At 36.9% G+C, this 21,706-nt stretch carries 23 protein-coding genes and 1 pseudogene; 14 read left to right on the top strand and 10 right to left on the bottom strand.

Annotated features, from left to right (window positions below):
• The first annotated feature begins 1 nt into the window (after position 1).
• From L6W14_RS19260 to L6W14_RS19240, 5 genes and pseudogenes are all read left to right on the top strand, one after another.
• Complete coding sequence (locus L6W14_RS19260; RefSeq protein ID WP_237898712.1) at positions 2–1,540, top strand: M56 family metallopeptidase; 1,539 nt, start codon at positions 2–4, stop codon at positions 1,538–1,540.
• Between the two features lie 377 nt (positions 1,541–1,917).
• Positions 1,918–2,190, top strand: coding sequence for a hypothetical protein (locus L6W14_RS19255; RefSeq protein WP_237898711.1), 273 nt, complete (start codon positions 1,918–1,920; stop codon positions 2,188–2,190).
• Positions 2,191–2,371: 181 nt separating this feature from the next.
• Positions 2,372–2,605: pseudogene (locus L6W14_RS19250) on the top strand (transposase); the annotation flags it as partial.
• 1,247 nt (positions 2,606–3,852) lie between these two features.
• Entirely contained in the window at positions 3,853–4,884 is a 1,032-nt protein-coding gene (locus L6W14_RS19245) for an ABC transporter permease (protein WP_237898710.1), read from the top strand.
• A 2-nt stretch (positions 4,885–4,886) separates the two neighbouring features.
• Positions 4,887–5,561: an ABC transporter ATP-binding protein gene (locus L6W14_RS19240; protein ID WP_237898709.1), complete on the top strand. Its 675-nt coding sequence runs from the start codon at positions 4,887–4,889 to the stop codon at positions 5,559–5,561.
• Between the two features lie 40 nt (positions 5,562–5,601).
• Here the strand turns inward: L6W14_RS19240 and L6W14_RS19235 are convergent, their stop codons facing one another.
• From L6W14_RS19235 to L6W14_RS19225, 3 genes are read right to left on the bottom strand one after another with little or no spacing between them, the layout of a single operon-like run.
• Positions 5,602–6,411, bottom strand: a complete 810-nt coding sequence (locus L6W14_RS19235; RefSeq protein WP_237898708.1) for an SDR family NAD(P)-dependent oxidoreductase — start codon at positions 6,409–6,411, stop codon at positions 5,602–5,604.
• Between the two features lie 2 nt (positions 6,412–6,413).
• Entirely contained in the window at positions 6,414–7,115 is a 702-nt protein-coding gene (locus L6W14_RS19230) for an SGNH/GDSL hydrolase family protein (protein WP_131521063.1), read from the bottom strand.
• Positions 7,116–7,712, bottom strand: a complete 597-nt coding sequence (locus tag L6W14_RS19225) for a TetR/AcrR family transcriptional regulator (RefSeq protein WP_131521064.1) — start codon at positions 7,710–7,712, stop codon at positions 7,116–7,118.
• 176 nt (positions 7,713–7,888) lie between these two features.
• Here L6W14_RS19225 and L6W14_RS19220 point away from each other — a divergent pair, with 176 nt between their 5' ends.
• The gene (locus L6W14_RS19220; protein ID WP_131521065.1) at positions 7,889–8,242 is read left to right on the top strand and encodes a VOC family protein; all 354 of its coding nucleotides are present in this window, start codon (positions 7,889–7,891) and stop codon (positions 8,240–8,242) included.
• A gap of 82 nt (positions 8,243–8,324) precedes the next feature.
• Positions 8,325–9,410: an S-layer homology domain-containing protein gene (locus L6W14_RS19215; RefSeq protein ID WP_237898707.1), complete on the top strand. Its 1,086-nt coding sequence runs from the start codon at positions 8,325–8,327 to the stop codon at positions 9,408–9,410.
• Between the two features lie 39 nt (positions 9,411–9,449).
• On the opposite strand, the gene L6W14_RS19210 is transcribed toward L6W14_RS19215, so the two are convergent.
• Entirely contained in the window at positions 9,450–10,196 is a 747-nt protein-coding gene (locus tag L6W14_RS19210; RefSeq protein ID WP_131521067.1) for an arylamine N-acetyltransferase family protein, read from the bottom strand.
• Between the two features lie 186 nt (positions 10,197–10,382).
• On the opposite strand from L6W14_RS19210, the gene nagB reads away from it, so the two are divergent.
• Positions 10,383–11,096 (top strand): glucosamine-6-phosphate deaminase, encoded by a 714-nt coding sequence (gene nagB, locus L6W14_RS19205; protein WP_131521068.1) that lies wholly within the window; start codon positions 10,383–10,385, stop codon positions 11,094–11,096.
• A gap of 20 nt (positions 11,097–11,116) precedes the next feature.
• Here the strand turns inward: nagB and L6W14_RS19200 are convergent, their stop codons facing one another.
• Positions 11,117–12,016: a DMT family transporter gene (locus L6W14_RS19200; protein WP_131521069.1), complete on the bottom strand. Its 900-nt coding sequence runs from the start codon at positions 12,014–12,016 to the stop codon at positions 11,117–11,119.
• A 121-nt stretch (positions 12,017–12,137) separates the two neighbouring features.
• Between L6W14_RS19200 and L6W14_RS19195 the strand changes: the two genes are divergently transcribed.
• Positions 12,138–13,043 (top strand): S66 peptidase family protein, encoded by a 906-nt coding sequence (locus L6W14_RS19195; protein ID WP_131521070.1) that lies wholly within the window; start codon positions 12,138–12,140, stop codon positions 13,041–13,043.
• Positions 13,044–13,057: 14 nt separating this feature from the next.
• Positions 13,058–13,459 carry a cytidine deaminase gene (locus L6W14_RS19190; protein ID WP_131521236.1) on the top strand — a complete coding sequence of 134 codons (402 nt, stop codon included), beginning with the start codon at positions 13,058–13,060 and terminating at the stop codon, positions 13,457–13,459.
• A 43-nt stretch (positions 13,460–13,502) separates the two neighbouring features.
• Here L6W14_RS19190 and L6W14_RS19185 read toward each other — a convergent pair whose 3' ends face one another.
• The 3 genes from L6W14_RS19185 to L6W14_RS19175 all read right to left on the bottom strand — a co-directional run bounded on the left by L6W14_RS19185 (position 13,503) and on the right by L6W14_RS19175 (position 16,600).
• Positions 13,503–15,089 carry a catalase gene (locus L6W14_RS19185; protein WP_237898705.1) on the bottom strand — a complete coding sequence of 529 codons (1,587 nt, stop codon included), beginning with the start codon at positions 15,087–15,089 and terminating at the stop codon, positions 13,503–13,505.
• A gap of 296 nt (positions 15,090–15,385) precedes the next feature.
• Positions 15,386–15,895, bottom strand: a complete 510-nt coding sequence (locus L6W14_RS19180) for a hypothetical protein (RefSeq protein ID WP_004230848.1) — start codon at positions 15,893–15,895, stop codon at positions 15,386–15,388.
• 15 nt (positions 15,896–15,910) lie between these two features.
• Positions 15,911–16,600, bottom strand: coding sequence for a B3/B4 domain-containing protein (locus L6W14_RS19175; protein ID WP_237898703.1), 690 nt, complete (start codon positions 16,598–16,600; stop codon positions 15,911–15,913).
• Positions 16,601–16,659: 59 nt separating this feature from the next.
• On the opposite strand from L6W14_RS19175, the gene queG reads away from it, so the two are divergent.
• A complete protein-coding gene (gene queG, locus L6W14_RS19170) occupies positions 16,660–17,790 on the top strand; it encodes a tRNA epoxyqueuosine(34) reductase QueG (protein ID WP_237898701.1) in 1,131 nt (376 codons plus the stop codon).
• A 184-nt stretch (positions 17,791–17,974) separates the two neighbouring features.
• Positions 17,975–18,448, top strand: a complete 474-nt coding sequence (gene trmL, locus L6W14_RS19165; protein WP_004230835.1) for a tRNA (uridine(34)/cytosine(34)/5-carboxymethylaminomethyluridine(34)-2'-O)-methyltransferase TrmL — start codon at positions 17,975–17,977, stop codon at positions 18,446–18,448.
• A 37-nt stretch (positions 18,449–18,485) separates the two neighbouring features.
• Here trmL and L6W14_RS19160 read toward each other — a convergent pair whose 3' ends face one another.
• Positions 18,486–19,331 carry a VOC family protein gene (locus L6W14_RS19160; protein WP_237898699.1) on the bottom strand — a complete coding sequence of 282 codons (846 nt, stop codon included), beginning with the start codon at positions 19,329–19,331 and terminating at the stop codon, positions 18,486–18,488.
• A gap of 391 nt (positions 19,332–19,722) precedes the next feature.
• Between L6W14_RS19160 and L6W14_RS19155 the strand changes: the two genes are divergently transcribed.
• Together L6W14_RS19155 and L6W14_RS19150 are read left to right on the top strand one after the other, a co-directional pair.
• Positions 19,723–19,893 carry a hypothetical protein gene (locus L6W14_RS19155; protein ID WP_004230831.1) on the top strand — a complete coding sequence of 57 codons (171 nt, stop codon included), beginning with the start codon at positions 19,723–19,725 and terminating at the stop codon, positions 19,891–19,893.
• 82 nt (positions 19,894–19,975) lie between these two features.
• Positions 19,976–20,806, top strand: a complete 831-nt coding sequence (locus L6W14_RS19150; protein ID WP_131521076.1) for an aldo/keto reductase — start codon at positions 19,976–19,978, stop codon at positions 20,804–20,806.
• Positions 20,807–20,847: 41 nt separating this feature from the next.
• Here L6W14_RS19150 and L6W14_RS19145 read toward each other — a convergent pair whose 3' ends face one another.
• Entirely contained in the window at positions 20,848–21,687 is an 840-nt protein-coding gene (locus tag L6W14_RS19145; protein WP_131521077.1) for an RluA family pseudouridine synthase, read from the bottom strand.
• Positions 21,688–21,706: the final 19 nt, after the last annotated feature.

The following is a 21,706-nucleotide window of genomic DNA, read 5'->3' as shown; positions in this document are numbered from 1 at the left end:
TATGCACAGTATCATGGTAGGTTTATTCTTTAAATCAGTAGTTATGTCCTTTATTGGACTACTTTTTATAGCTGTAACGCCTTTCCTTTTAAAACGATACAGTGCTAGATGGCTTTATTATGGCTGGCTTGCTATCCTTGTAGGCTTTATTTTACCATTTACAATCAATATATCGACCCCAGTTGTCAATCTATCAGAATCGGTGCAAATACCATCTAAAGAACCTGTTCCAAGTAACAGTAGTCAGATAACGCTTGTGTCCTCATCCGTAGATACAGTGACAGCACTTTCTGTTTGGCAGATGGTGATGATAATTTGGATTTTAGGAATCGTTGTATTTTTGGCAGTTCATCTTGTAAAACATTATCGATTTATGTACATGGTGAAAAGATGGGGGCAAACGATAACTGAACCGAAAACCCTTTATTTGCTTGAAAAAGTTAAAGGCGAAATGAATATCACTAAGGAAATCGCATTGAAAGAATGTAGCTTTATCCATTCCCCCATGTTAGTGGGATTTACTAAAAATACTATCTGGCTACCTAATAATTCTTATCGAGAAGAAGAACTAAACTTGATATTGAAGCATGAGTTAGTTCATTTAAAACGAAAGGATTTATGGTATAAAGCTTTTGTATTGCTGATTAGTAGTATTCATTGGTTCAATCCATTGTTCTATCTCTTCGCTAAAGAACTGGACAATCTTTGTGAACACGCTTGTGATGATGAAGTAGTTAAAAATACTGACATCCAACTTAGAAAAACGTATAGTCAGACGATACTACATGCTGAGAAATTAAAAAGAGGAGAAGGTGTTTTTACTACAAATTTTCTAGGAAGTACACAAATTTTAAAAAAGAGAATACTCTCCATTATGGATATGAGTAAGAAGAAATCAGGAATCGTTGTGATGGCACTATTAATTTTACTTACAACAGGTGGAATGGTTGTCAGTTCAGCATTTGCTATTTCCAGTAAGCAGTTGAGCTATTTAGACGAAACATTTATGAAAGAATCCATTTTAAATGGTGCATCAAGAGGCTACTTTGCAACAGACAAATTTATTATTTACCCAAAGAATATGAGTGATAGAAAAACTGTGCCACCTGAGCCTACTATAAACAAAGAGCTCTATCGTGATGTGTTTTCAGCGGGGGTCATTGGAACTGAAGCAAGATACCAATACCCGATTGAAATTGTGCATAGACAAAATGGACAAAAATATACAACAGTAATTCATATTGAATATGACTATGAGCTACTTGCACCTGTTGAATATGATGAGCTCAATACCCTTATCGAAGCCTATTTGTTGCCTTTTCATGAGTTAAAGTCTATACCATATACAGATTTTATCACACCGAATTACCTAGAAAATAGATTGAAAGACTATATGCGAGATATTGATACACAGAATACAGACGCACGAGTGGAATTCACATTTCGTTTTGGTGGTTGGGTAACGAACAATGATCATCTGCCTTTCCCAAGTCAGAATTCTATAGGTACTACACCAAGATATATGGAGTCTACACCATAGAAATCGTGTTGTATAACTGAGTGATGTAGGCTTCTCTTATATTATTAAGAAACTTAGCATTTCTGAACTATCACATATAGAAAAATTTCTTTAAGGGATGTGATGCCACCTTCGAATCTCAGTAGTTATACAAGAAAATATGAAAAAAGAGAGGGATTTAACAATGAAAAAATGGATGATGAGTATGTTGACAATGATTAACACCAGTAGCTGCTTTTGCACAAGAAGCAGAAACTGAAGAACCCACAGAAAAAGGTTTTCTTCTCGAAATTGATGCTTCGGACAATTCTGAGCAAGTTTACGAAATCGACGGGATTGAATTTAGAGTTCTTCCTACATTAACACAAGCGGGGATAAATGCAACCAAGACAGTTGTAATGACTGACCTTTATAATAACGCTAACCTTGGTTCTGTAGTCATTAATGCAACATGTATATCTGATGGGAAAATAGTGGGGGCTACAAGCCATTCAGCCAAGATAATCAATAAACCATCTTCTTCTAACTTGAAAGCAACAGGTACTTCTGTTGATAAGAATAACACTTCTATGCTAATCGTTAATGCAACAGTATCTTATACTGGTTCAACAGGAACAAACAGTGGTGGAACAATCTCGATGTATGTATATGCTAATGGTGTTTATAACTGATAAAGCAAATTAAAAAGATGGCTTCACGCCACTTGATTATCGATTGTTTAGTAAAAATATAAGCTTATTCTACTACATATTACGAATAGCCTTTTATTTTAATACGGTTAAAAACAACCTCTAGTATGAACTGCTCCCCAATTGTTAGACACACAATCTAACAATTGGAGGTGCAGTTTTTTTGTCGAAAATTACTGCTGAAGAAAAATTACAAGCTGTTCAACGCTATTTGAATGGTAATGAAAGTTATAAAGAAATTGGGCAAACCATTGGTGTAAACAAGAAGTCAAACTTTATATGGGTGATACAATATGAACATAATGGCCTTGATGCCTTTATTAAACGATGTACAAATTACAAACAACGGTTTAAACTGGACGTACTAAATTTTACAATTGAAAATGGTACATCCTTAAAAATTTATTTTGACGCTCTTTAAGAGCATGCTCTTCCTCAAAGAATCCAATATCTTGAAAATGATCTCTTAAAGGAAAACGTTGTAACGATGACTACTATTAATAGATTTAAAGGGTTAGAATCTGAGATTATGGGGAATGGATTATTTAGAATTTAATGAAAAAAGGGAACTAATATATGTAGGCTTAAGCAGAGCAAAATCAATACTATTTATAGTTGGAAATGAACAGACATGTTTAAACTTTCTATTAATTGATTTAATATAAATACTCAAATGCTTTACAAAATAATTGAGCTCATCGACTAAAATCCCAAGTAGGACAAGGGATTTTTAGTCGATGAATCTGATATTTAGAGCATCCACCCCACCACGACTTCTCAATATTCAAGTTCTAATGTATTTATAATGTAAGTTTAATTTAATGGTCACAAACTTGGTAACGCTTTCTTTCTTTGTATGCCGCTGAGTACTAGACAGTAGCAATATAAATTTAAAAAAGGCATGTTTCAAAAGGCTTTCCTTAGTTAGTCTCCTACCGTACAAAATCTCATCTCCCCCCTAACCGCGATGAGGTCAGGGTTCGATCCACCTTAGGATCCACCAAAAAACTTATGCTTGAGGCATGTCAATTTAAAAGAAAGTGAAGTATGTACTTTTGAGATTTATATTGCCAAATCATTTTACACAATTTTTACACACACCAAGTAGAAAAACTTGATATATAAGGCATTTTACTACATTGCCTGTCCTGACCACCGGTATCAATTACAACGAAGAATCCTTGATTTATTAGGAATTCTTTTTTTATTGTAAAAAATTATAGGATGTATATAAACATAGATAAAAAAGAGGTAGACTGAATGGGTCTTATTGTTGTCTATACAACAGCTATATTATATGTAATCACGATGATCGTGGTAACGTTATCTAATAGATAAATGTGTACTTGTCTTCTATTATAGGTACTATATTCATACAACAATTGAAGTTCACAGTTCGTATAAAATAGTAAGACCGTGACTAGAAATCAAAAAAAAGCAATTCATTCAAGGCGAGGTTCTATAACAAAATAAGATTTTAGCAAGTAAAGATAAATAAGATTCAAAAAAGAAGCCACTCTATGGGATAAAAATGCCTTTATAGAGCGGCTTTTTATAAGATCTCTACATTTTAACGATTAGTTCATGCTCTGTTCATTTAACAATTTTAAGCTAGGAGTAATCAAAGAAATGGAGGGGTTAGTGATGAATCTTGCCTGGAAAGAAATGAAGAAGAATAAAGTACGGTTTTTAATTTTGGGCTCCATTATCTTCCTAGTTAGTTTTTTAACGTTTATTATCTCGGGTTTAGCAAATGGTCTGTCACAGGATAATGCAGCTATAATTAAGGATTTACCGAAGGGGCAATTTTATATGGCTGAGGATGCGGATGGCACGTTTAATCTTTCAAGAATCGATAGCGATCTGCAGCAGAAAGTCATAAGTAAAGAAAAAGAGGCAGTAGCTTTTTCTATCCAGATGGGCTTTTTAAATGATCAGGATGATAAACAACAAAGTGTAGCCTTTGTGACATCAACGGAATCTACACTTTTTAGCAATGTGCATCAAGACGAGGTGCTTTTAGATAGCTCACTACAAGATAAAGGAATACAAGTAGGAGATATATTAACGAATAATCAGTACAGTGGAAAGTTCATTGTAAAAGGTTTTGTAAAACAAAAAAAATATAGCCATGCTCCCGTTGCTTATATTAGTGAGGAGGCTTACCAGGAGATGTATCGAGTAGCTGATAAACAGTTAATTTTCGTACCAAATAGTGAGCCAAAAGATATTAAGGGATTGCAAGCATATAGCAATAAAGAGTTTCTCAATACTATCCCCAGTTATAATGCGGAACAATTATCTTTAAATATGATTATATGGTTCTTAGTTGTGATTAGTGGGATGTTGTTTGCTATTTTCTTCTACATGATGAATGTGCAAAAAATTGGCTTGTATGGCATTTTAAAAGCGATTGGATTAAAAACAAGTAAGCTATTTAAAATGATCTGGACACAGATGGCTATTATTACAATCTTTTCACTTGTAGTATCTGTCAGCCTTAGCCAGCTATTTAATATAATTGCTCCTAAGGGGATGCCATTCACTTTAACAATAGGCACTACAACACAGTTATCCGTTGTATTCCTCCTCATAGGCTTTATTGGTGCGACCTTGTCAGGAATGCAAATTAAAAAAATTGAACCGTTACAAGCAATACAGCAAGGGGAGGCTTAATCATGACGTTATTTACAATTGATGAAGTACGAAAAACGTTCAAGAATGGTGAAGTTGAGGAAGAGATCTTAAAGGGCATCAATCTTTCTTTAAATGAAGGAGAGATTACAGCATTGGTAGGTGCTTCTGGCTCTGGGAAAAGTACATTATTAACGATCGCTGCAGGACTACAACCAGCAACAGATGGGCAAGTGTTATTTGAAGAGCAAGATCTTACGAAGATGAAATCCGACCAGGTACGAAAATTACGTGCAAGTAAATTCGGCTTTGTTTTTCAATTTGCACATCTCGTCCCCTTTTTGACAGTGGAGGAACAATTGCTATTAATGCTAGATGTGGCTGAATCTCCTTTAAAAAAGAATGAACAGAAATATGAAGTCAATCGGCTATTGAAGTTAGTTGGAATGGAACACCGTAAAACTGCCTATCCTTCCTCCTTGTCAGGGGGAGAGAAGCAGCGTGTAGCAATTGCACGTGCTATTATTCATCAACCGAAAGTATTGTTTGCTGATGAACCAACGGCTAGTTTAGATTCACAGCGTTCTAAAGAGATTATGTTGTTATTAAGAACATTAACAAAAACTTTAAATATAACAACATTAATAGTGACGCATGACGAAGAAATGTTGGCATATACAGATCGTATTATTAAAATGAGCGATGGTGTCGTATTATAAAATAAGCAAGGCTCCCATTAGAAGGGAGCCTTGTGAAACATTAGGTTAAACGTGCATTACGACTCACTTTACAAACCATTCTCATTAACGCTTTGTGTAAAAAAGGAAAAATAGTAAAAACAACATCCAGTGTTTTGCGCATTGGCATTGGACAAATGATAGGCTTATTTTGATGAACACCCTCTATAGCCATTTTTGCAATTCGCTGAGGTGAGATCATTTTTTGCTGCTTTAATTGTTTGGTGATAATGGATTTATCCATATGAATCGCCTTTGCATTATCGAAAATGGGTGTATCCACAAACGTTGGACATAAAGTACTCACCTTAATCCCGAATTCCTCAGCCTCATAGTGTAGAGAGGTTGTTAGTCCTATAACAGCATGTTTGGTAGTAGCGTATGCAGTAGAAAAAGGAGAAGGTCCTAACCCTGCAGCAGAGGAGGTATTGACGATATGACCAAAACCTTGTTTTTTCATAAGCGGGTAGCCTATTTGAGTCCCATAAATGACACCCCATAAATTAATGGCCATAATTTCCTTCCAATCCTCAATAGTCATTTCACCTATCTCCCCATACATAGCGATACCAGCATTATTAAACAGGTAATCTATACGGTGAAATTCTTCAAATACATCATGAATGACAGAAGCTACATCTTTGTAATCGGTTACATTTAAATGTACAAATTTTACATGGGCGATATCCTTATTTAACTCTGCTTCTAACACACGACCCTCATGATCTTGAATATCAGCAATAATGACAAATATATGTCGAGCGATTAATTCTTGGCAAATAGCCTTTCCTATCCCTGAAACACCGCCAGTAACAACAGCAATCTTTCTCATCTTTAGGACCTCCCGATTTTGTCTCCTTCGACTTTATAAAGTTCAATGATAGAGCTATATTGCTGTGCCACTAAATCAGCACCTTTACTATTCAAATGAACACCATCTAAAGTTACATGTAGCCCTCTTTTTTGAGATAATTTATCGATACGTAAAGGACTTTTGTAAAATAAAACATCCAGTAGGACTCTTATTACATTCGTATTAATAAAGCCTGAGCACTCCAAATGTTCTAAATGCTCTTTAAAGAGATTTTGCATATTTACAAAATAAACATTGCCAGATTTCATTGAAATAGACTCCATAACAGACGTTAATTGTGTTATTTCTTTGTTAGAGGGATTTTGAAGATCTTCTCCTACTAATGCTGGAGATACTAATACAACATTTTTGGAAGCGTCTTGTGCTTTCTCTAATACCTTGAGGCAGTACTCTTCGAATTCAATGTGATCCTTCGCCACAGGCTGTGCTTGCACCTTTAATAATTTTGAATAGACGTCATTGACGCCTATCCAAAGAATAAGAAGATCATAGGAAGATTGGAGCGGCATTTTTTCCAAGCGAGTAAATAAACTTTTAATCGTCTCGCCTGGATTTCCAAGATTATCGAATGAAATATGGGGATATTGATGTTTCAAGAGATCATAAAATGAAACGCCTGGACGACCTTCTGTTAAGCTATCACCTATTAAACCTACTTTCATTTAAACCCCACCTTTTTTAATTTCTTTTAAGAAAATCGTTATTGCCTGTTGAAAGAGTGGTTCTAATGATTTCAAGTTATGAGTATTGGTCAGCTGACATAATCCACCTAGCCATGTGCCAAGTAAGACGGTCCATGTATCTACATTTCCATGAACAAATTCGTTTTGGTCGATGCCCTCTTGAAGAATTGCTCGATAAGCATTCATTGGCGTAATAGCTAAATTGTATAACTGTTGTATTGAATCAGGACTTGATTTGGGATTAGATGCCAGTTCCTGACCTGACTTTAGTAAGGGTGTTTGATACTCATAGAGGACATGCATGGCCATACCATACAATTTATCTGTGGATGTGGTGTATGAAGATTCTTGTTGCAACCATTTGTTATGCCAATTTTTCATCGATTGCTGCGCCAAAAGCACAAATAACTTTTCTTTATTTTCGAAATGATAATAAATATGTCCTTTACTATAACCAGAGGCTTTCGAAATATCACCAACAGATGTCTGATTATAGCCATGTTGAGAAAATAATTGGATGGCATGTTTGATAATCTCAATCTTTGCCTTGTCACTGTCATAGCGTCTTTTACTCAATGTTGTACTCCTTTAATGATTTGAACAATCGTTCTAATTTAATTATACATAATTTTCTAACTAATTAAATACATAATTTTTTATTTAGAATATTGTCAAATTTCTAAAGTCTTCAGGAAGGGAATTCCAATTTATTGTTGAATTATTTGTTATGCTAAAAATGAGGGGGTATATGTATGGGAAAAGTGATTGGCTTTGAATTAAATAGTCAGGAACCGGAGAAAGCGGCAGCTTTTTATAGTAAAGTGTTTGGCTGGGAGGTAGCAACTCCAAAGTGGGATTATTGGGCAGTTATGACTGGGAATAAAGACAAAGCTGGAATTAATGGTGGCATTGGTAAAGGACCAAGTGATTTTCCGCATGGTACAAGAATTCAAATTGAAGTGGATGCAATTGACGAAGTCATTGCACAGGCAAAACACAACGGTGCTACTATTTTGCGTGACAAAATGACGTTCGAAGATTTCTATCTAGCTTATTTGGTCGATCCGACTGGAATAGGGATTGGATTAATTCAATATAACGAATAAAGTCTCTTTTAATAGAGGCTTTTCTCATTTTAAGCATATGGATACGTCTTTATGGGTATAGAATCGAAGGAGGAGGGATAATGTGAAGAACATATTGAAGCTAGTATGTTTGATCCTGATAACGATTGGTATATTACCGAAGGAAGTGCAGGCAGCCAGCTTTATCGATCTAACGGATGATACATTAACGACGGAAATTCATTATTTAGTAGAACAGGATATTGCGAAAGGGTATTCGAATAACTTGTTCAAGCCGAATGATTATATTACGAAAGCACAGGTAGCTGTAATGCTAACACGTGCTTTAGGATTAAACACGATCCATATGCAAAATCCAAACTATCAAGATGTAACAACCACTCATAAATTTTATAAAGAAATTGCGGCTGTGCAAAATAAAGGTATATTTGATACTGCCCATAAATTTCATCCAGATGCACCGCTAGCTAGGGGGGAAATGGCGATTGTGCTAAATAGGGCCTTTCAATTAAAAGGTTCAGATCCTTATTATTTTGCAGATGTGAGTAAGCAGACGCCAGGTTATAAAGAAATTTTAACACTGGCCCATAATCATTTGGTAAGGGGCTATGAGAATGGTTCGTTTAAACCTAATGATCCTGTTACACGCGCCCATTTCTCAGCGTTTTTAGCGAGAGCAATGACTCTGTCTAAACCTAACTTGCTAAGGGACCCCGCATTTGAATATACGTATGCCTATTATTCTTTAAGTGACAATAAGCGTTATACTTTAAACTATCAATATCAGCAACACGACGGTAAAAATGATGTATGGACAGTCAAAAATGTAAGTACAGGACAAACTATCTCTGATGAGCTTTTATATGGTCATGATCGTGCATACGGACAAGCCATTGCTAGTGAAGCTAACACACATTATGATTTATATATAGAACTCCCACTTAGAATAGGTGTTGTTTTACATGAAGATGATCCAGGGGTTTCTGCAGGGGAACGAGTAACTGTAAAATCTACAGATGGTACGGTACAAGCAGGTGATGTGCAATATACGGGCGTGGTTATAGTCGAGAAAAGGTCAGAATTTAGTGATGTAGTGAAAATTTATTACTTTGTAGATGATATAGGTTTAGTTAAAGAGCTACACAATGACATAGTTGTGTTTGAATTGCTCAATAGGACAATGAAATAATGTGAAAGGAAAGCAAGCCACCGATGGACTTGCTTTCCTTTATAGTTGTACAGAGATATGAAAAAAACGCTGTAGAGCTTGCAGCCATTCCTTCTCAGTGTTTGTTGTATAGGTAGTTAAGGATTGTCCTTCATAAATTCTAAATTCGTTGTTCATCATGGTATGACGGCCACCAATGGTTCGAATCATAGCAATTTTATTTTTTTGCTTGGAAAGTCGTGGTGCAAATTTTGCATCATTGGCATCGTCGTGAAAACTATAAAGCAAACGCCAACTATGTTTAGCTTGTTCCAACAGCATCCAACCATTCGCTTCATCATAATCTATTTTATATAACTCTTTACCTTCACGGTGTTGATAGCCAGCAATTAGTGGCACTGGTTTACAGGGGGCTAATGCACCGACACCTACATCCGAGATATAGTATTGTCCCCTCACATTCACTAGCAATAATTGATGCATGGGAATTTCCTCAGGAGGGGTATTTTCTGCTATGTTGCGCCAAAACTGGGCATAACGATTGGTAACAGAAAAGCCAAGCTCTCGTAAGAGCCAACTGAATAAGATATTTAATTCAAAACAATTGCCACCACGTTTATCAATAATTATTTTTTGAAATAAATCAGGAATAGCGAAGGAGATACCCCGGTTCAAGGCAACATCTAAATTTTCATAGGGAATGGTTAATAGATGTTTAGTTTGAAGTTGTCCAAGTAGCTGAATAGATGGCTCTAACGTTCCTTGAAATTGAATATACTGTAAATAGTGCTGAATCTGCTCATTCATAAAATCGCCTCACTTCCTTATTAATAACATAACCGAAATAGTCTTAGATTACACGCATAAACTGAAGTAGGAAATGATAGAAAAATAGCTAAATAACTAGTAAGATTAATATATTAGCTACTATAAAGTGAAATGTTTTACATATTAGTTAATAATATAAATGGTAAGGTAGGTATCGTATATAGCATGAAATGGATAGAAGTGAATACATATGAGGAAATGAGCGAAGTGGCAGCTACTATTTTCTCAAAACGAATACAAGAGAAACCTGATAGTGTTTTAGGTTTAGCAACTGGTGGATCACCTGTAGGCATGTATAAAGAATTAGTGGCACGACACCAAGCTGGCCATTTATCTTTTAAGGAAGTACAAACTTTTAATTTGGATGAGTATGTAGGCATTGAGCAATCAAGTCCAGCAAGCTACTTTACATTTATGCATGAGAATTTATTTAATTTTGTGGATATACAGCCGAAAAATGTCCATTTGCCAAATGGACAGGCAGCCAATTTAGCTGAAGAATGTGCTGCATATGATAAGCGCATTGAAGAAGCAGGAGGCATTGATTTACAGCTTCTAGGTATTGGTGTAAATGGACACATTGCTTTTAATGAACCAGGCGCATCGTTTGATGCCAAGACGAATATTGTGGAGCTAACAGAGTCAACAAGAACAGAAAATGCTATTTATTTTAATGATCCGTCTGAAGTACCAACACATGCCATTACAATGGGCATTCACTCCATCATGAAGGCAAAGGAAATCGTTCTCATTGCCTTTGGTGAAAAAAAGCTCGCGGCGATTGAAAAATTGAAAAGTGGTCATATTACAGAAGAATTCCCAGCAAGCCAATTATTAAACCATCCTAATGTTACAATAATTTATGGTGGTACGAATTAGCAAAAATAAGCAAAGGCTTCTTAGGATTGAAGTCTTTGCTTATTTATTTTTCCTGATAAAATAACCCCTGCTACAACGGCTAGTCCACCTATAAGCTGAAAAGAATGCAATCTTTCATGTAGAAAAAGAACAGCAAAAATGGAGGCAAAAACAGGAATGAAATTTAAATAAATACTTGCCTTGTTCGCTCCAAGCTGTATAACACCACTGTTCCAGCAGAGAAAAGCAATGATAGAGGCAAAAATACCAACATATAAAATAGCACCAATGGTTGACCATTCCCAATGAATTGCTGTTGTACTAGACAATGTTTCATAGAGAGAAAACGGAAATAACACAATAGCCCCAAGTCCAATCGTCACTAGAAAGGTAGACTGCCCTGGTAAGCGAGTTGCATATTGTTTAATGAGCAATGAATATATGCTCCAACAAAATACTGCTGCGATTACAATTAAATCCCCTTTATTGAAAGTAAAATCGACAATCCTTGTAAAAGAGCCTCCCATTATAATAAAGGCAACTCCACTCAGTGATAAAACGGTCCCTATTAACTGAAATTTTGATAGTTTTTCCTTCAAAAAAATAAAGGAAAGTATGTAAATCATTATGGGCGTAGAAGAGTTCATTAAAGATGCATTAATAGACGTTGTGTAATGTAATCCAATGTAAACAAGTGTGTTAAATGCTGTAACCCCTGTTAATGAAAGAATGATGACAATCAACCAATGTCTTTTCAGTATCCGCCATTCACGTTTTAGTTGGTGAAATGCAATGGGAAAAAAGATAATAAATGCGACGCACCAGCGTAAAAAGGCAAGTGTTAGGGGAGGGATATCTTCACTAACGGCACGTCCAATAACAAAATTACCACCCCATAAAAGAGTTGCGAGTACTAATAATAGATATGGTGGAATTTTCAAGATGCTTTAACCCCTTTATTAATTGAATAGTAAAGTTAATTATAGGCAGTCAGTATAGCAATAATCAATGCCCCTGAAGTTTTGCTATGCTAAAATAAGGAAAACAAGAGGAGGAATAACTGTGAAAAGTACCGTACCATGTTTACAAAAGGGAGATTTAGTCGGTGTTGTTGCACTTTCAAGTCTTGTAGAGCCTGAAAAACTAGGAGAAGCAGTAGCTTTTTTGGACGAGTTGGGTCTTCGCTATATTGTGGGTGATACGATTCATGCAAAACATGAATATTTGGCAGGAAGTGATGAAATCAGACTAGCTGATTTTCATGAGATGGTAAAAAACCCAGAAGTGAAAGCAATCTTTTGTATAAAGGGTGGCTATGGCTCTGCCAGAATTGCTGATAAAATTGATTATGCTTTAATAGAAGAAAATCCTAAAATTTTCTGGGGCTTTTCTGATGTTACATATTTACATTGTGCGATTAATGAATATGCCAATATGGTGACATTTCATGGGCCAATGCTGATGTCAGCTAATAAGATGGATGATTTATCAAAGAAAATGTTTTTACAGCTATTCTCCCCGATGGAAATTCAATATACAGAGGCAATTTCTCCGTTAACAACGATTGCTGGGGGCATCACACGTGGTGAAATGATTGGAGGAAATCTCTATCGTCTTGTCAGCACACTAGGTACCAAATTTGAAGTGAGGACTGAAGGCAGGATTTTATTAATAGAGGATGTAAATGAAACAATTCCAGTTATTGATTCAATGCTTCAGCATTTAAAACAAGCAAGGAAGTTTGAGCAATTAGCAGGAGTCGTCATTGGTTCGTTTACACAGACAGGATCTGAGGAAGCGGCTCTTCATTCGTTAATGAAGGAGTATTTTGCAGATTTAGGAATACCAGTTGTGGCAGGTTTTAAGTTCGGACATGAAACAACGAATATAGCGATTCCATTAGGAACAGAAGCAATTTTAGACGCACAGGAAAAGGTATTGAAAATATTACCAGGTGTGCATGTATGATAGGAAGAGGAAATATGGCTATTGAAAAAATACTGTATGAAGCTGCCGTTGCACTAGCAGAAAAAAGATATCCCTCTGGATGGGGAGGAGCTGCAGCCTTATATACCGCGGATGGACAAATTTTAACAAGTGTCGCACCCGAGGTCATGAATGCTGCTACTGAATTATGTATGGAAACAGGTGCTATTTTAGAGGCACATAAATTGAATACAAAAGTTACACATTCGATTTGTGTTGCTAGGGAAGATGAAACATCTAAATTTGTAGTGCTGACACCCTGTGGAGTCTGTCAGGAAAGACTTTTCTATTGGGGAGAAAATGTAAAGGCAGCGATTACGAATGCAGATGGAGAATTGGTATTTAAATCATTAAAGGAAATTCAACCTTATCATTGGTATAAAGCATATGAACAATAAAGTAAAAGACATTACAAAAAATGTAATGTCTTTTTTAGCTTCGTTAATAAGGCTCAGCATCGTGTCCTTTATTCATGGCATCTTGAGGTGCTTGGTCACCCTTGATATTGCCAAGTGGTTTTGATGCAGAGGAATCTTTTTTAGCGTTGTGCAAACCTTCCTTGAGTAAGCGACCATATTCTTCGTCGGCTTCTTGTGCCAAAGCAATCATGGCATTTTGAATATCCTCATGACAGACCGATAGATCACGGATTAAATTTTCAAGAAGTTCATCGCGTTCCCACTGTTCAAAGTTACGATAAGTTTCACCAGCCTGTTTCGTATTACTTTGACGATCAATCGATTCAAGAACAAGGTTTCCTTCAATGTATGGTGTATATTCTTTACCAGCTTGTGTTGCTTCCTTTAACCCATTCAGCATGGATGGCTCATAGTTAATATGTGGATTTTGTCCAGGTGCCAAATCACGCTTATACATCATTTGCCCACCATGTTGATTGGTCGCTACACGTTTTTTTGGTGCATTAATTGGAAGCTGTAAGTAGTTGGCTCCTACACGATGGCGTTGTGTATCAGAATAAGAGAAGGTACGACCTTGCAACATTTTATCATCAGAGAAGTCTAAGCCATCAACAAGCACCCCTGTCCCGAAAGTAGCCTGTTCCACCTCAGCAAAATAGTCTTCAGGGTTTTTGTTTAGCACCATTTTGCCAACTGGATACCACGGAAATTGATCGTTTGGCCAAAGCTTTGTATCATCCAATGGATCAAAATCAAGCTCAGGGTGTGAACCATCCTCCATAATTTGAACATGTAGCTCCCATTCGGGGAAGTCTCCACGTTCGATAGCATCATATAAATCTTGTGTAGCATGATTGAAATTTTTCTGTTGGATTTCTTCTGCTTCTTTTTGTGTTAAATTTTTAATACCTTGTAGCGGTTCCCAATGATATTTGACAAGGACTGCCTTGCCTTCACTATTCACCCACTTGTACGTATTAACCCCAGAGCCCTGCATCATACGATAATTTGCTGGAATCCCCCAAGGAGAGTAAACGAATGTTACCATATGGAAGGTTTCTGGTGAGCTAGCACAAAAATCAAAAAAACGTTCAACGTTTTGAATATTAGTAATGGGATCAGGCTTAAAAGCATGAATCATGTCTGGAAATTTGAGCGCATCACGAATAAAGAAGATCTTTAAATTATTGCCCACTAAATCCCAATTGCCATCCTCTGTATAAAACTTTACTGCAAAACCGCGGGGATCACGTAATGTTTCTGGGGAGTGACCACCATGTATAACAGTTGAAAAACGCACAAATACAGGTGTTTTTTTCCCTTTATCCTGAAAGACTTTTGCACGTGTATACTTAGAAATAGGTTCATTGCCAACAACACCATAGGTCTCAAAATACCCATGTGCTCCAGCTCCACGAGCATGCACAACTCGTTCTGGAACTCTCTCTCTGTCAAAATGACTCATCTTCTCTAGGAAATCATAATTTTCCAATGTTGCAGGACCTCGATTACCGACTGTTCGCAAATTTTGATTGTTGGTAATTGGATGTCCCTGTCTGTTGGTCATTGTCATATCTTGCTCATGTGTTGCATCATTTTGCTGTGTCATAGTATGACCCCTTTCCTATAGATACTTCCATTTTGTCCTTGAAAGGGGCAAACTAGTCATCCAAATTATCCCTTTGAACTACTAAAAAAGCTCTCCATACATAAATGTAGGAGAGCCTTGGATGGCGTTTTCAAATGGAATCAAGTTGTTTTGAGTATGGCCATTGCTTATAGTTGGTCATTAGTCATCGGTCATACAGTAACAGGTAACTTGTTATTGGTTTTTAACTAATTAGCTGAAAAGCTAGATTTGAAAACAGCACATCCAACTCGGGTTGGAGTCTCACCGTCCCGAGTTTAGAAATAACGGGAATCGTCAAAGTTAATTTGAATACTGTAATTTTTTGAATTAATAAGATTAGATAGTTTATGTGCATCTTTTTCTAGCTTTGTAGCCCGTTCTCGATATTCATCTGGCTCATACAAAGCGATTTCATATAACATTGTATTTTCGCCATAGCCAAATCTTACACTCTCTTTTTCTCGCATACTGAAATCTTTACACAAATCAGCCTCGGCACGGAGTTGTGTTGCTAGTTCGATGGCTTCTACTAGTGCTAGCTTTTGCCCTTTAAAGTCTACGGTGTTTTGGATGTTTGCTTCGTAAACGAGGCGGTCTAATGTACGAGTATCTAGACGAACTTGGGCTAAGTCAGCTTCAATAAGGGGGAGTGCTCGATTACTTGTTTTAGGGGCTTGTCCCTTTTCAACTGTTACAAAGGCACTGCGATGCAGTTCGTTTACTAGCTCTTGAGTTTTCTTTCCTAAAATACTTTTTAGTTTAACAGCTTCTGCAAGATTAATCACGAAAACACGTCCTTTTTATAGTGTTATAGATGGTACATCATTTGATATAATTGCGATTTGATAATGTCCGCCATGAATTTGATTAAACATTTTCCCAGCTGACGCTAGCAGTTCATTCGCTGCGTCATTTGTTAAGGAAGGGCGGAAATAAAAAATATGTAACGCATCAGTTGTTTCCTCTGTGACAGCTGTGCGTTTAGAATCAACAAAAGGTGAGCCAAATGCTCCTACCTCATCACGACTATACAGAATATTTTCTAATGTGTTAAAGCGCCCATTCAAACCTTCATAACCAATCTCGTCATGACCAAGCTCAATTGCTACAAACCCTTTGATTTGAGCAACATCATATAGCCCAATTGGCATTTCATATTGAAGTGAAAAGAAATTATTTAAATCAACACCTGAATGAATTGGCGTTAAATAGTTTTGCTTACTAATTCGACGCATAAGGCTTTCTGCTGAGTGACGATAGCGGTTTGGATCAGCACCAAGCTTTTTCCAGATTTGTCGCCATTCTGCGATCCCCTCACGCTGTGTTACAGGAAGTTCCTGCATTTCAAGAAAAAGATTTTCCTGATACAATTGCATACGCCCTTTAATCATTTGAGGGGATTCTGCTACAACAATTTTGGTATAATGAATAATGCCGATTTTTAGCTCGGGATGTTGTGTTAATAGAGTTGGGTTAATGGAAATTTCCAATGAACATCACCTACTTTATCTATTTCTAATATTGTACCATGTAAGGAGTTGGAAATAAAATGAACATACACGACCTACAACGTGATTTTGTGGCATATGCGATGTCCATTGGTGTTGATAAAATAGGTTTTACAACAGCAGCTCCCTTTACAGAATTAAAAAACAGATTGCGTCGCCAGCAGGAGCTTGGCTATCAGTCTGGCTTTGAAGAAAGTGATATTCAAAAACGTACAGAACCCCTTCAATTACTAGATGAAGCAGAGAGTATTGTAGCAATAGCTGTGGCTTACCCTTCACGTATGCAAAATGCTCCAGTTGGTAAAAAGGGTGCGCGACGTGGAATTTTCTGCCGTGCTTCATGGGGTGTCGATTATCATACAGCATTACGTGAGCGTTTAAAGCTATTATCCACTTGGCTTGAGGAACATGTCAAAGGTGTACGTATTGAATCAATGGTTGATACAGGAGCCCTCGTAGATCGGGCGGTAGCTGAACGTGCAGGCATTGGGTGGAGCGGAAAAAATTGCTCGATTATCACGCCTGAATTTGGTTCCTATGTGTATTTAGGAGAGCTCATTACAAATATTCCATTTGCGCCAGATAAGCCAATGGAGGATGAATGCGGAGATTGTCGCCTGTGCTTGGATGTTTGTCCAACGGGAGCCTTAATACAAGGTGGACAATTGGATGCACAGCGCTGTATTGCTTTTTTGACTCAAACGAAGGGAACATTACCAGATGAGTTTCGTAGTCATATCGGTAATCGACTCTATGGCTGTGATACATGCCAGACAGTATGTCCTAAAAATAAAGGGAAAATTAATTGGATACATGAAGAATTTATGCCAGATCCAGAGCTAGCCAAACCATTATTGACACCGCTTTTAACGATTTCCAATCGAGAATTTAAGGGGAAATTTGGTCATGTTTCAGGCTCATGGCGTGGAAAAAAGCCTATTCAGCGAAATGCCATCTTGGCACTTGCTCATTTTAAAGAGGAAGCCGCCATACCAGATTTGATTGCTCTACTTCATAAAGATGACCGTCCTGTCATTCGAGGCACAGCCGCATGGGCATTGGGTAAGATTGGCGGGGATACAGCACAAACTGCCTTACATGAAGCAGAAGCTACGGAGCAGGACGAAGAAGTGCGAAGTGAAATTTATAAAGGGTTGCAGTTTTTTAAGTAGTATTGGATGTAGAAGCATTGACTAACTACAGTTTAATGTAGGGATGAAATCAATTGCTTGGAGTTCCTATGATTGAGAGCGGATCCGCTCTAATTGTGAGAAGAGTCGCTCCAAAAGAGTAAGACTTCGTTTAACTTTTTAAAGAGCTATCTTAAAGAATTTTTTAATAAGGAAGTGTGTCGTTATGCCATTGCATATCGTTTTATATCAACCAGAAATACCAGCCAATACGGGGAATATTGCACGTACCTGTGCGGGTACTAATACATCGCTCCATTTAATTCGTCCGCTAGGTTTTTCAACGGATGATAAAATGCTGAAACGGGCGGGCTTAGATTATTGGCATAGTGTAAATATTGTCTATCATGATTCACTTGAGGATTTTATAGAGTACTCTAAAAATGGAGATGTTTATTTAATCGAAACATACAGTGATGAGCCGTTTACGAAAAATGATTTTAGTGATCAAGACCGAGATATTTATTTTATGTTCGGAAAAGAAACTACAGGTTTGCCGAAGGACTTTGCTTATGAACGCCGAGATATGTGTTTACGTATTCCACAAAGTGATCATGTGCGATCACTTAATTTGTCCAATACGGCTGCAATTGTTATTTATGAGGCATTACGTCAACAAGGATATCCAGGGTTACATTAAAAAGCAGTTCTCCGCTTGTGAGAACTGCTTTTTAATATTAAAACTTTAATAACACAACATTCCCCGCAGGATCCTCTGTTTGGAACCCTCCGATGATTTCTGTAACAGGTGCACCTATACCACGAAGATTATCTTTCATAGTTGCCGCTTGTTCTTCGTTATCTAAACGCAATGAGAACGTTTTTAAGCCAACTTGATTTTTTCCAAGCTTTGGTGCATTCTCTGAGTGCCACGTATTTAAGCCGATATGATGATGGTAACGGCCTGTAGAAATAAATAATGCTTGGGACCCGTAGCGTGTGACAATATCATAACCTAATCCCTTTGTATAAAATTGCTCGGCTTCAACCAAGTTAGAGACCGATAAATGAATATGGCCCATTACTGTGCCAGCAGGCAGACCAAGCCAGTTGCCATCGCCCTCTTCTAAAATAGAACGAATATTGAGTGGTTCTGTCACCATATGCACCTGATTGTTATGCCATGTCCATTCACTTTCAGGACGATCTGCATAAATCTCGATTCCATTATGATCAGGATCACTTAAATAGAGTGCTTCACTTACAGCATGATCAGAAGCCCCAAGGTACACACCTTTTTCGTGAAAATGAGAAATAACATTAGCTAAGTCACGTCGACTAGGTAATAATAGGGCGAAGTGATAAAGTCCTGTCGTCATGCTAAGCTTATCTTCTACAGTTTTAGGCTGAACAAGAGTTAATAGAGCTGTTTCTCCATCGGCAGTTAACATAGCTTTATGTGAATCTTGTTGTAACACTTTAAAGCCAATAATTTCTTGATAAAAGGTTAAAGAGCGATGTAAATCACTCACTTTTATTTCAACATTTGTTACATATGTGTTAGGTTTTTCATGAAAATGCATTTAGAATACCTCCGAATAGTTATCTTTTTTCATTAAGTTACTTTATGTAAGTTAGTTTATTTTAAAAATAAAGGAAAGTCAAGTATTTCTATTGTTCCACAAAAAAAGAAAATCACTAAGCTTTTCTAAAAGCTTAGTGATTTTCTTGAGATATTATTTGTCAGCTTTGTAGTCGCCTTCATATCCAGCAGTGAAAATAGCTGTTAAGAAAGCAACTGTTACACCAATGATTAATAATAATTTCATGGAAGTAACCCTCCTCATGTTATAAAGAAATCTCTTTTTAGTATAGCCTATCTACTTTAAAAATGAAACGACATAGCAGAATAAAATATGTCAGAAATGGTTCAAACAGCTTGATATCGGGAAAACTAAAAGTGAGGTGATCAATATGGAAAAAAAGGTGCCAAATATTGAAAATGGGACAATGGTGAGAGATATGAAAGAATTAAAAGATTTAGGCAAGCAGATGGAGCATTTACGTGATGGTCTAGAGCTTGCGGAGGATGAGCGAATCGCTGATCCAATTCAATTGGAAGATGTTGAACAAAAGAAAAAGTAGTGTATTATAAAAAAGCCGCTTTATTTTTCTTAAATCCAATTTTTTGTATAATGGTACTAGGATAAGAAAGGGGTTGTGCTTTTTGAATTTACAATCAACGAAAACATTAACAAATGGTGTAGAAATGCCTCGTTTTGGCTTAGGTGTTTACAAAATGACAGAACGCGAGGAAACATTACAGGCTATTGATAAAGCACTTCAATACGGTTATCGAGCTATTGATACAGCATCCCTATATGGGAATGAGGTAGAAGTAGGAGAAGCAATTCGTCATTCAGGCATTCGTCGTGAAGATATTTTTGTTACAACAAAAGTATGGAATAATGACCAAGGATACGATGCAACATTACGTGCTTTTGAGGTTTCGCTAAAGAATTTAAATATGGATTACCTAGATTTATATTTAACACATTGGGCTGTCCCTGAAACATTTGAAGAAACATATCGAGCTATTGAGCGTCTTTACGATGAAAAATTAATTCGCGCAACAGGTGTATCAAATCATCATGAGCATCATTTAGAAAAAATATTGGCTAAGGCAAATACTGCACCAATGGTGAATCAAGTGGAGGTACATCCATATTTACAACAGCAGCCATTAAGCGCATTTTGTAATAAACACCAAATTGCTGTTACTGCATGGTCTCCACTAGGACGTGGTGGTGTACTTGCTGATCCTACCATTATTGAGATTGGGAAAGAGATCGACAAAACCCCTGCTCAGGTAGTACTACGTTGGCATTTACAAAATGATACACTCGTTATACCCAAATCCGTAACACCGAGCCGAATTGAGGAAAACGCACAGATTTTTGATTTTGAATTAACCCAAGATCAAATGGAGAAAATGGCAACATTAAATCGTAACCAACGATTTGGACAAGATCCTGATCATTTTAAATTTGATTTTTAAAAAAGAATAAATCCCGCACTCCTATAGAGGCGGGATTTTTCTTATTGCTCGTCCTTGACAATAATACGTTGATTTAAAAAAGGATGGTCAAATTCTAATTGAATGGCATGTAGTTCGTAATCATCACTTACTGTTTCTCGTGCACCATACATTGTATCCCCAATAATTGGATGGCCAATATAGGCTAAATGCACACGGATCTGATGTGTGCGTCCAGTCTCAAGTATGAGATGAACGACACAGGAATTTTTGTAACGCGCCACCACTTCATAATGAGTTACCGCATGCTGTCCAGTTTTAGACACAACACGTCTTGTGGCATGGTGTCGGTCTTTGCCAATTGGTTCTGCAATCGTTCCAGAAGATGTTCGTAAATTACCTTGCACCTCTGCTGCATACGTACGAATAATGGTTTTTTCCTCAATCATTCGATCGAAAATGGACTTTGCTAAAGGGTGCTTTGCTACTAGTAATAAGCCCTGTGTCCCTTTATCAAGACGATGAACATGTTCAGCATAAATGCCACCCTGTTCTTTGATATGTGCCATGACATGGTTCATACATGTATGTGTATCACGAGCATCATTAGGATGTGTTGCCATCCCTTTTGGCTTTGATACGATTAAACAATGGTCATCCTCATAGACTACATCAATAGCACATACAGGTGTTGGTTTGTAGCTAGAAGTTGGAACAGGAAACGTAAATTTGATTATTGTTCCAGTTTGTAAAGGTGTATTCCATTGAATCAGCTCATCATTTGCCAATGTGATGGCTTTGGCCATACGCAATTCATGAACGAGTTTTTTACCGAGTCGCCAATGATTACGTAGCAGTTCTTCCACACTTAAGTTATCTTCAGCAATTTCATAATGAAACATAGATCTTCCTCCGTAGAAA

Origin of the sequence: Lysinibacillus sp. ACHW1.5 (assembly GCF_022014815.1) — a bacterium.
Lineage (GTDB): Bacteria > Bacillota > Bacilli > Bacillales_A > Planococcaceae > Lysinibacillus > Lysinibacillus capsici.
This window is presented reverse-complemented; position numbering and strand designations above follow the sequence as displayed.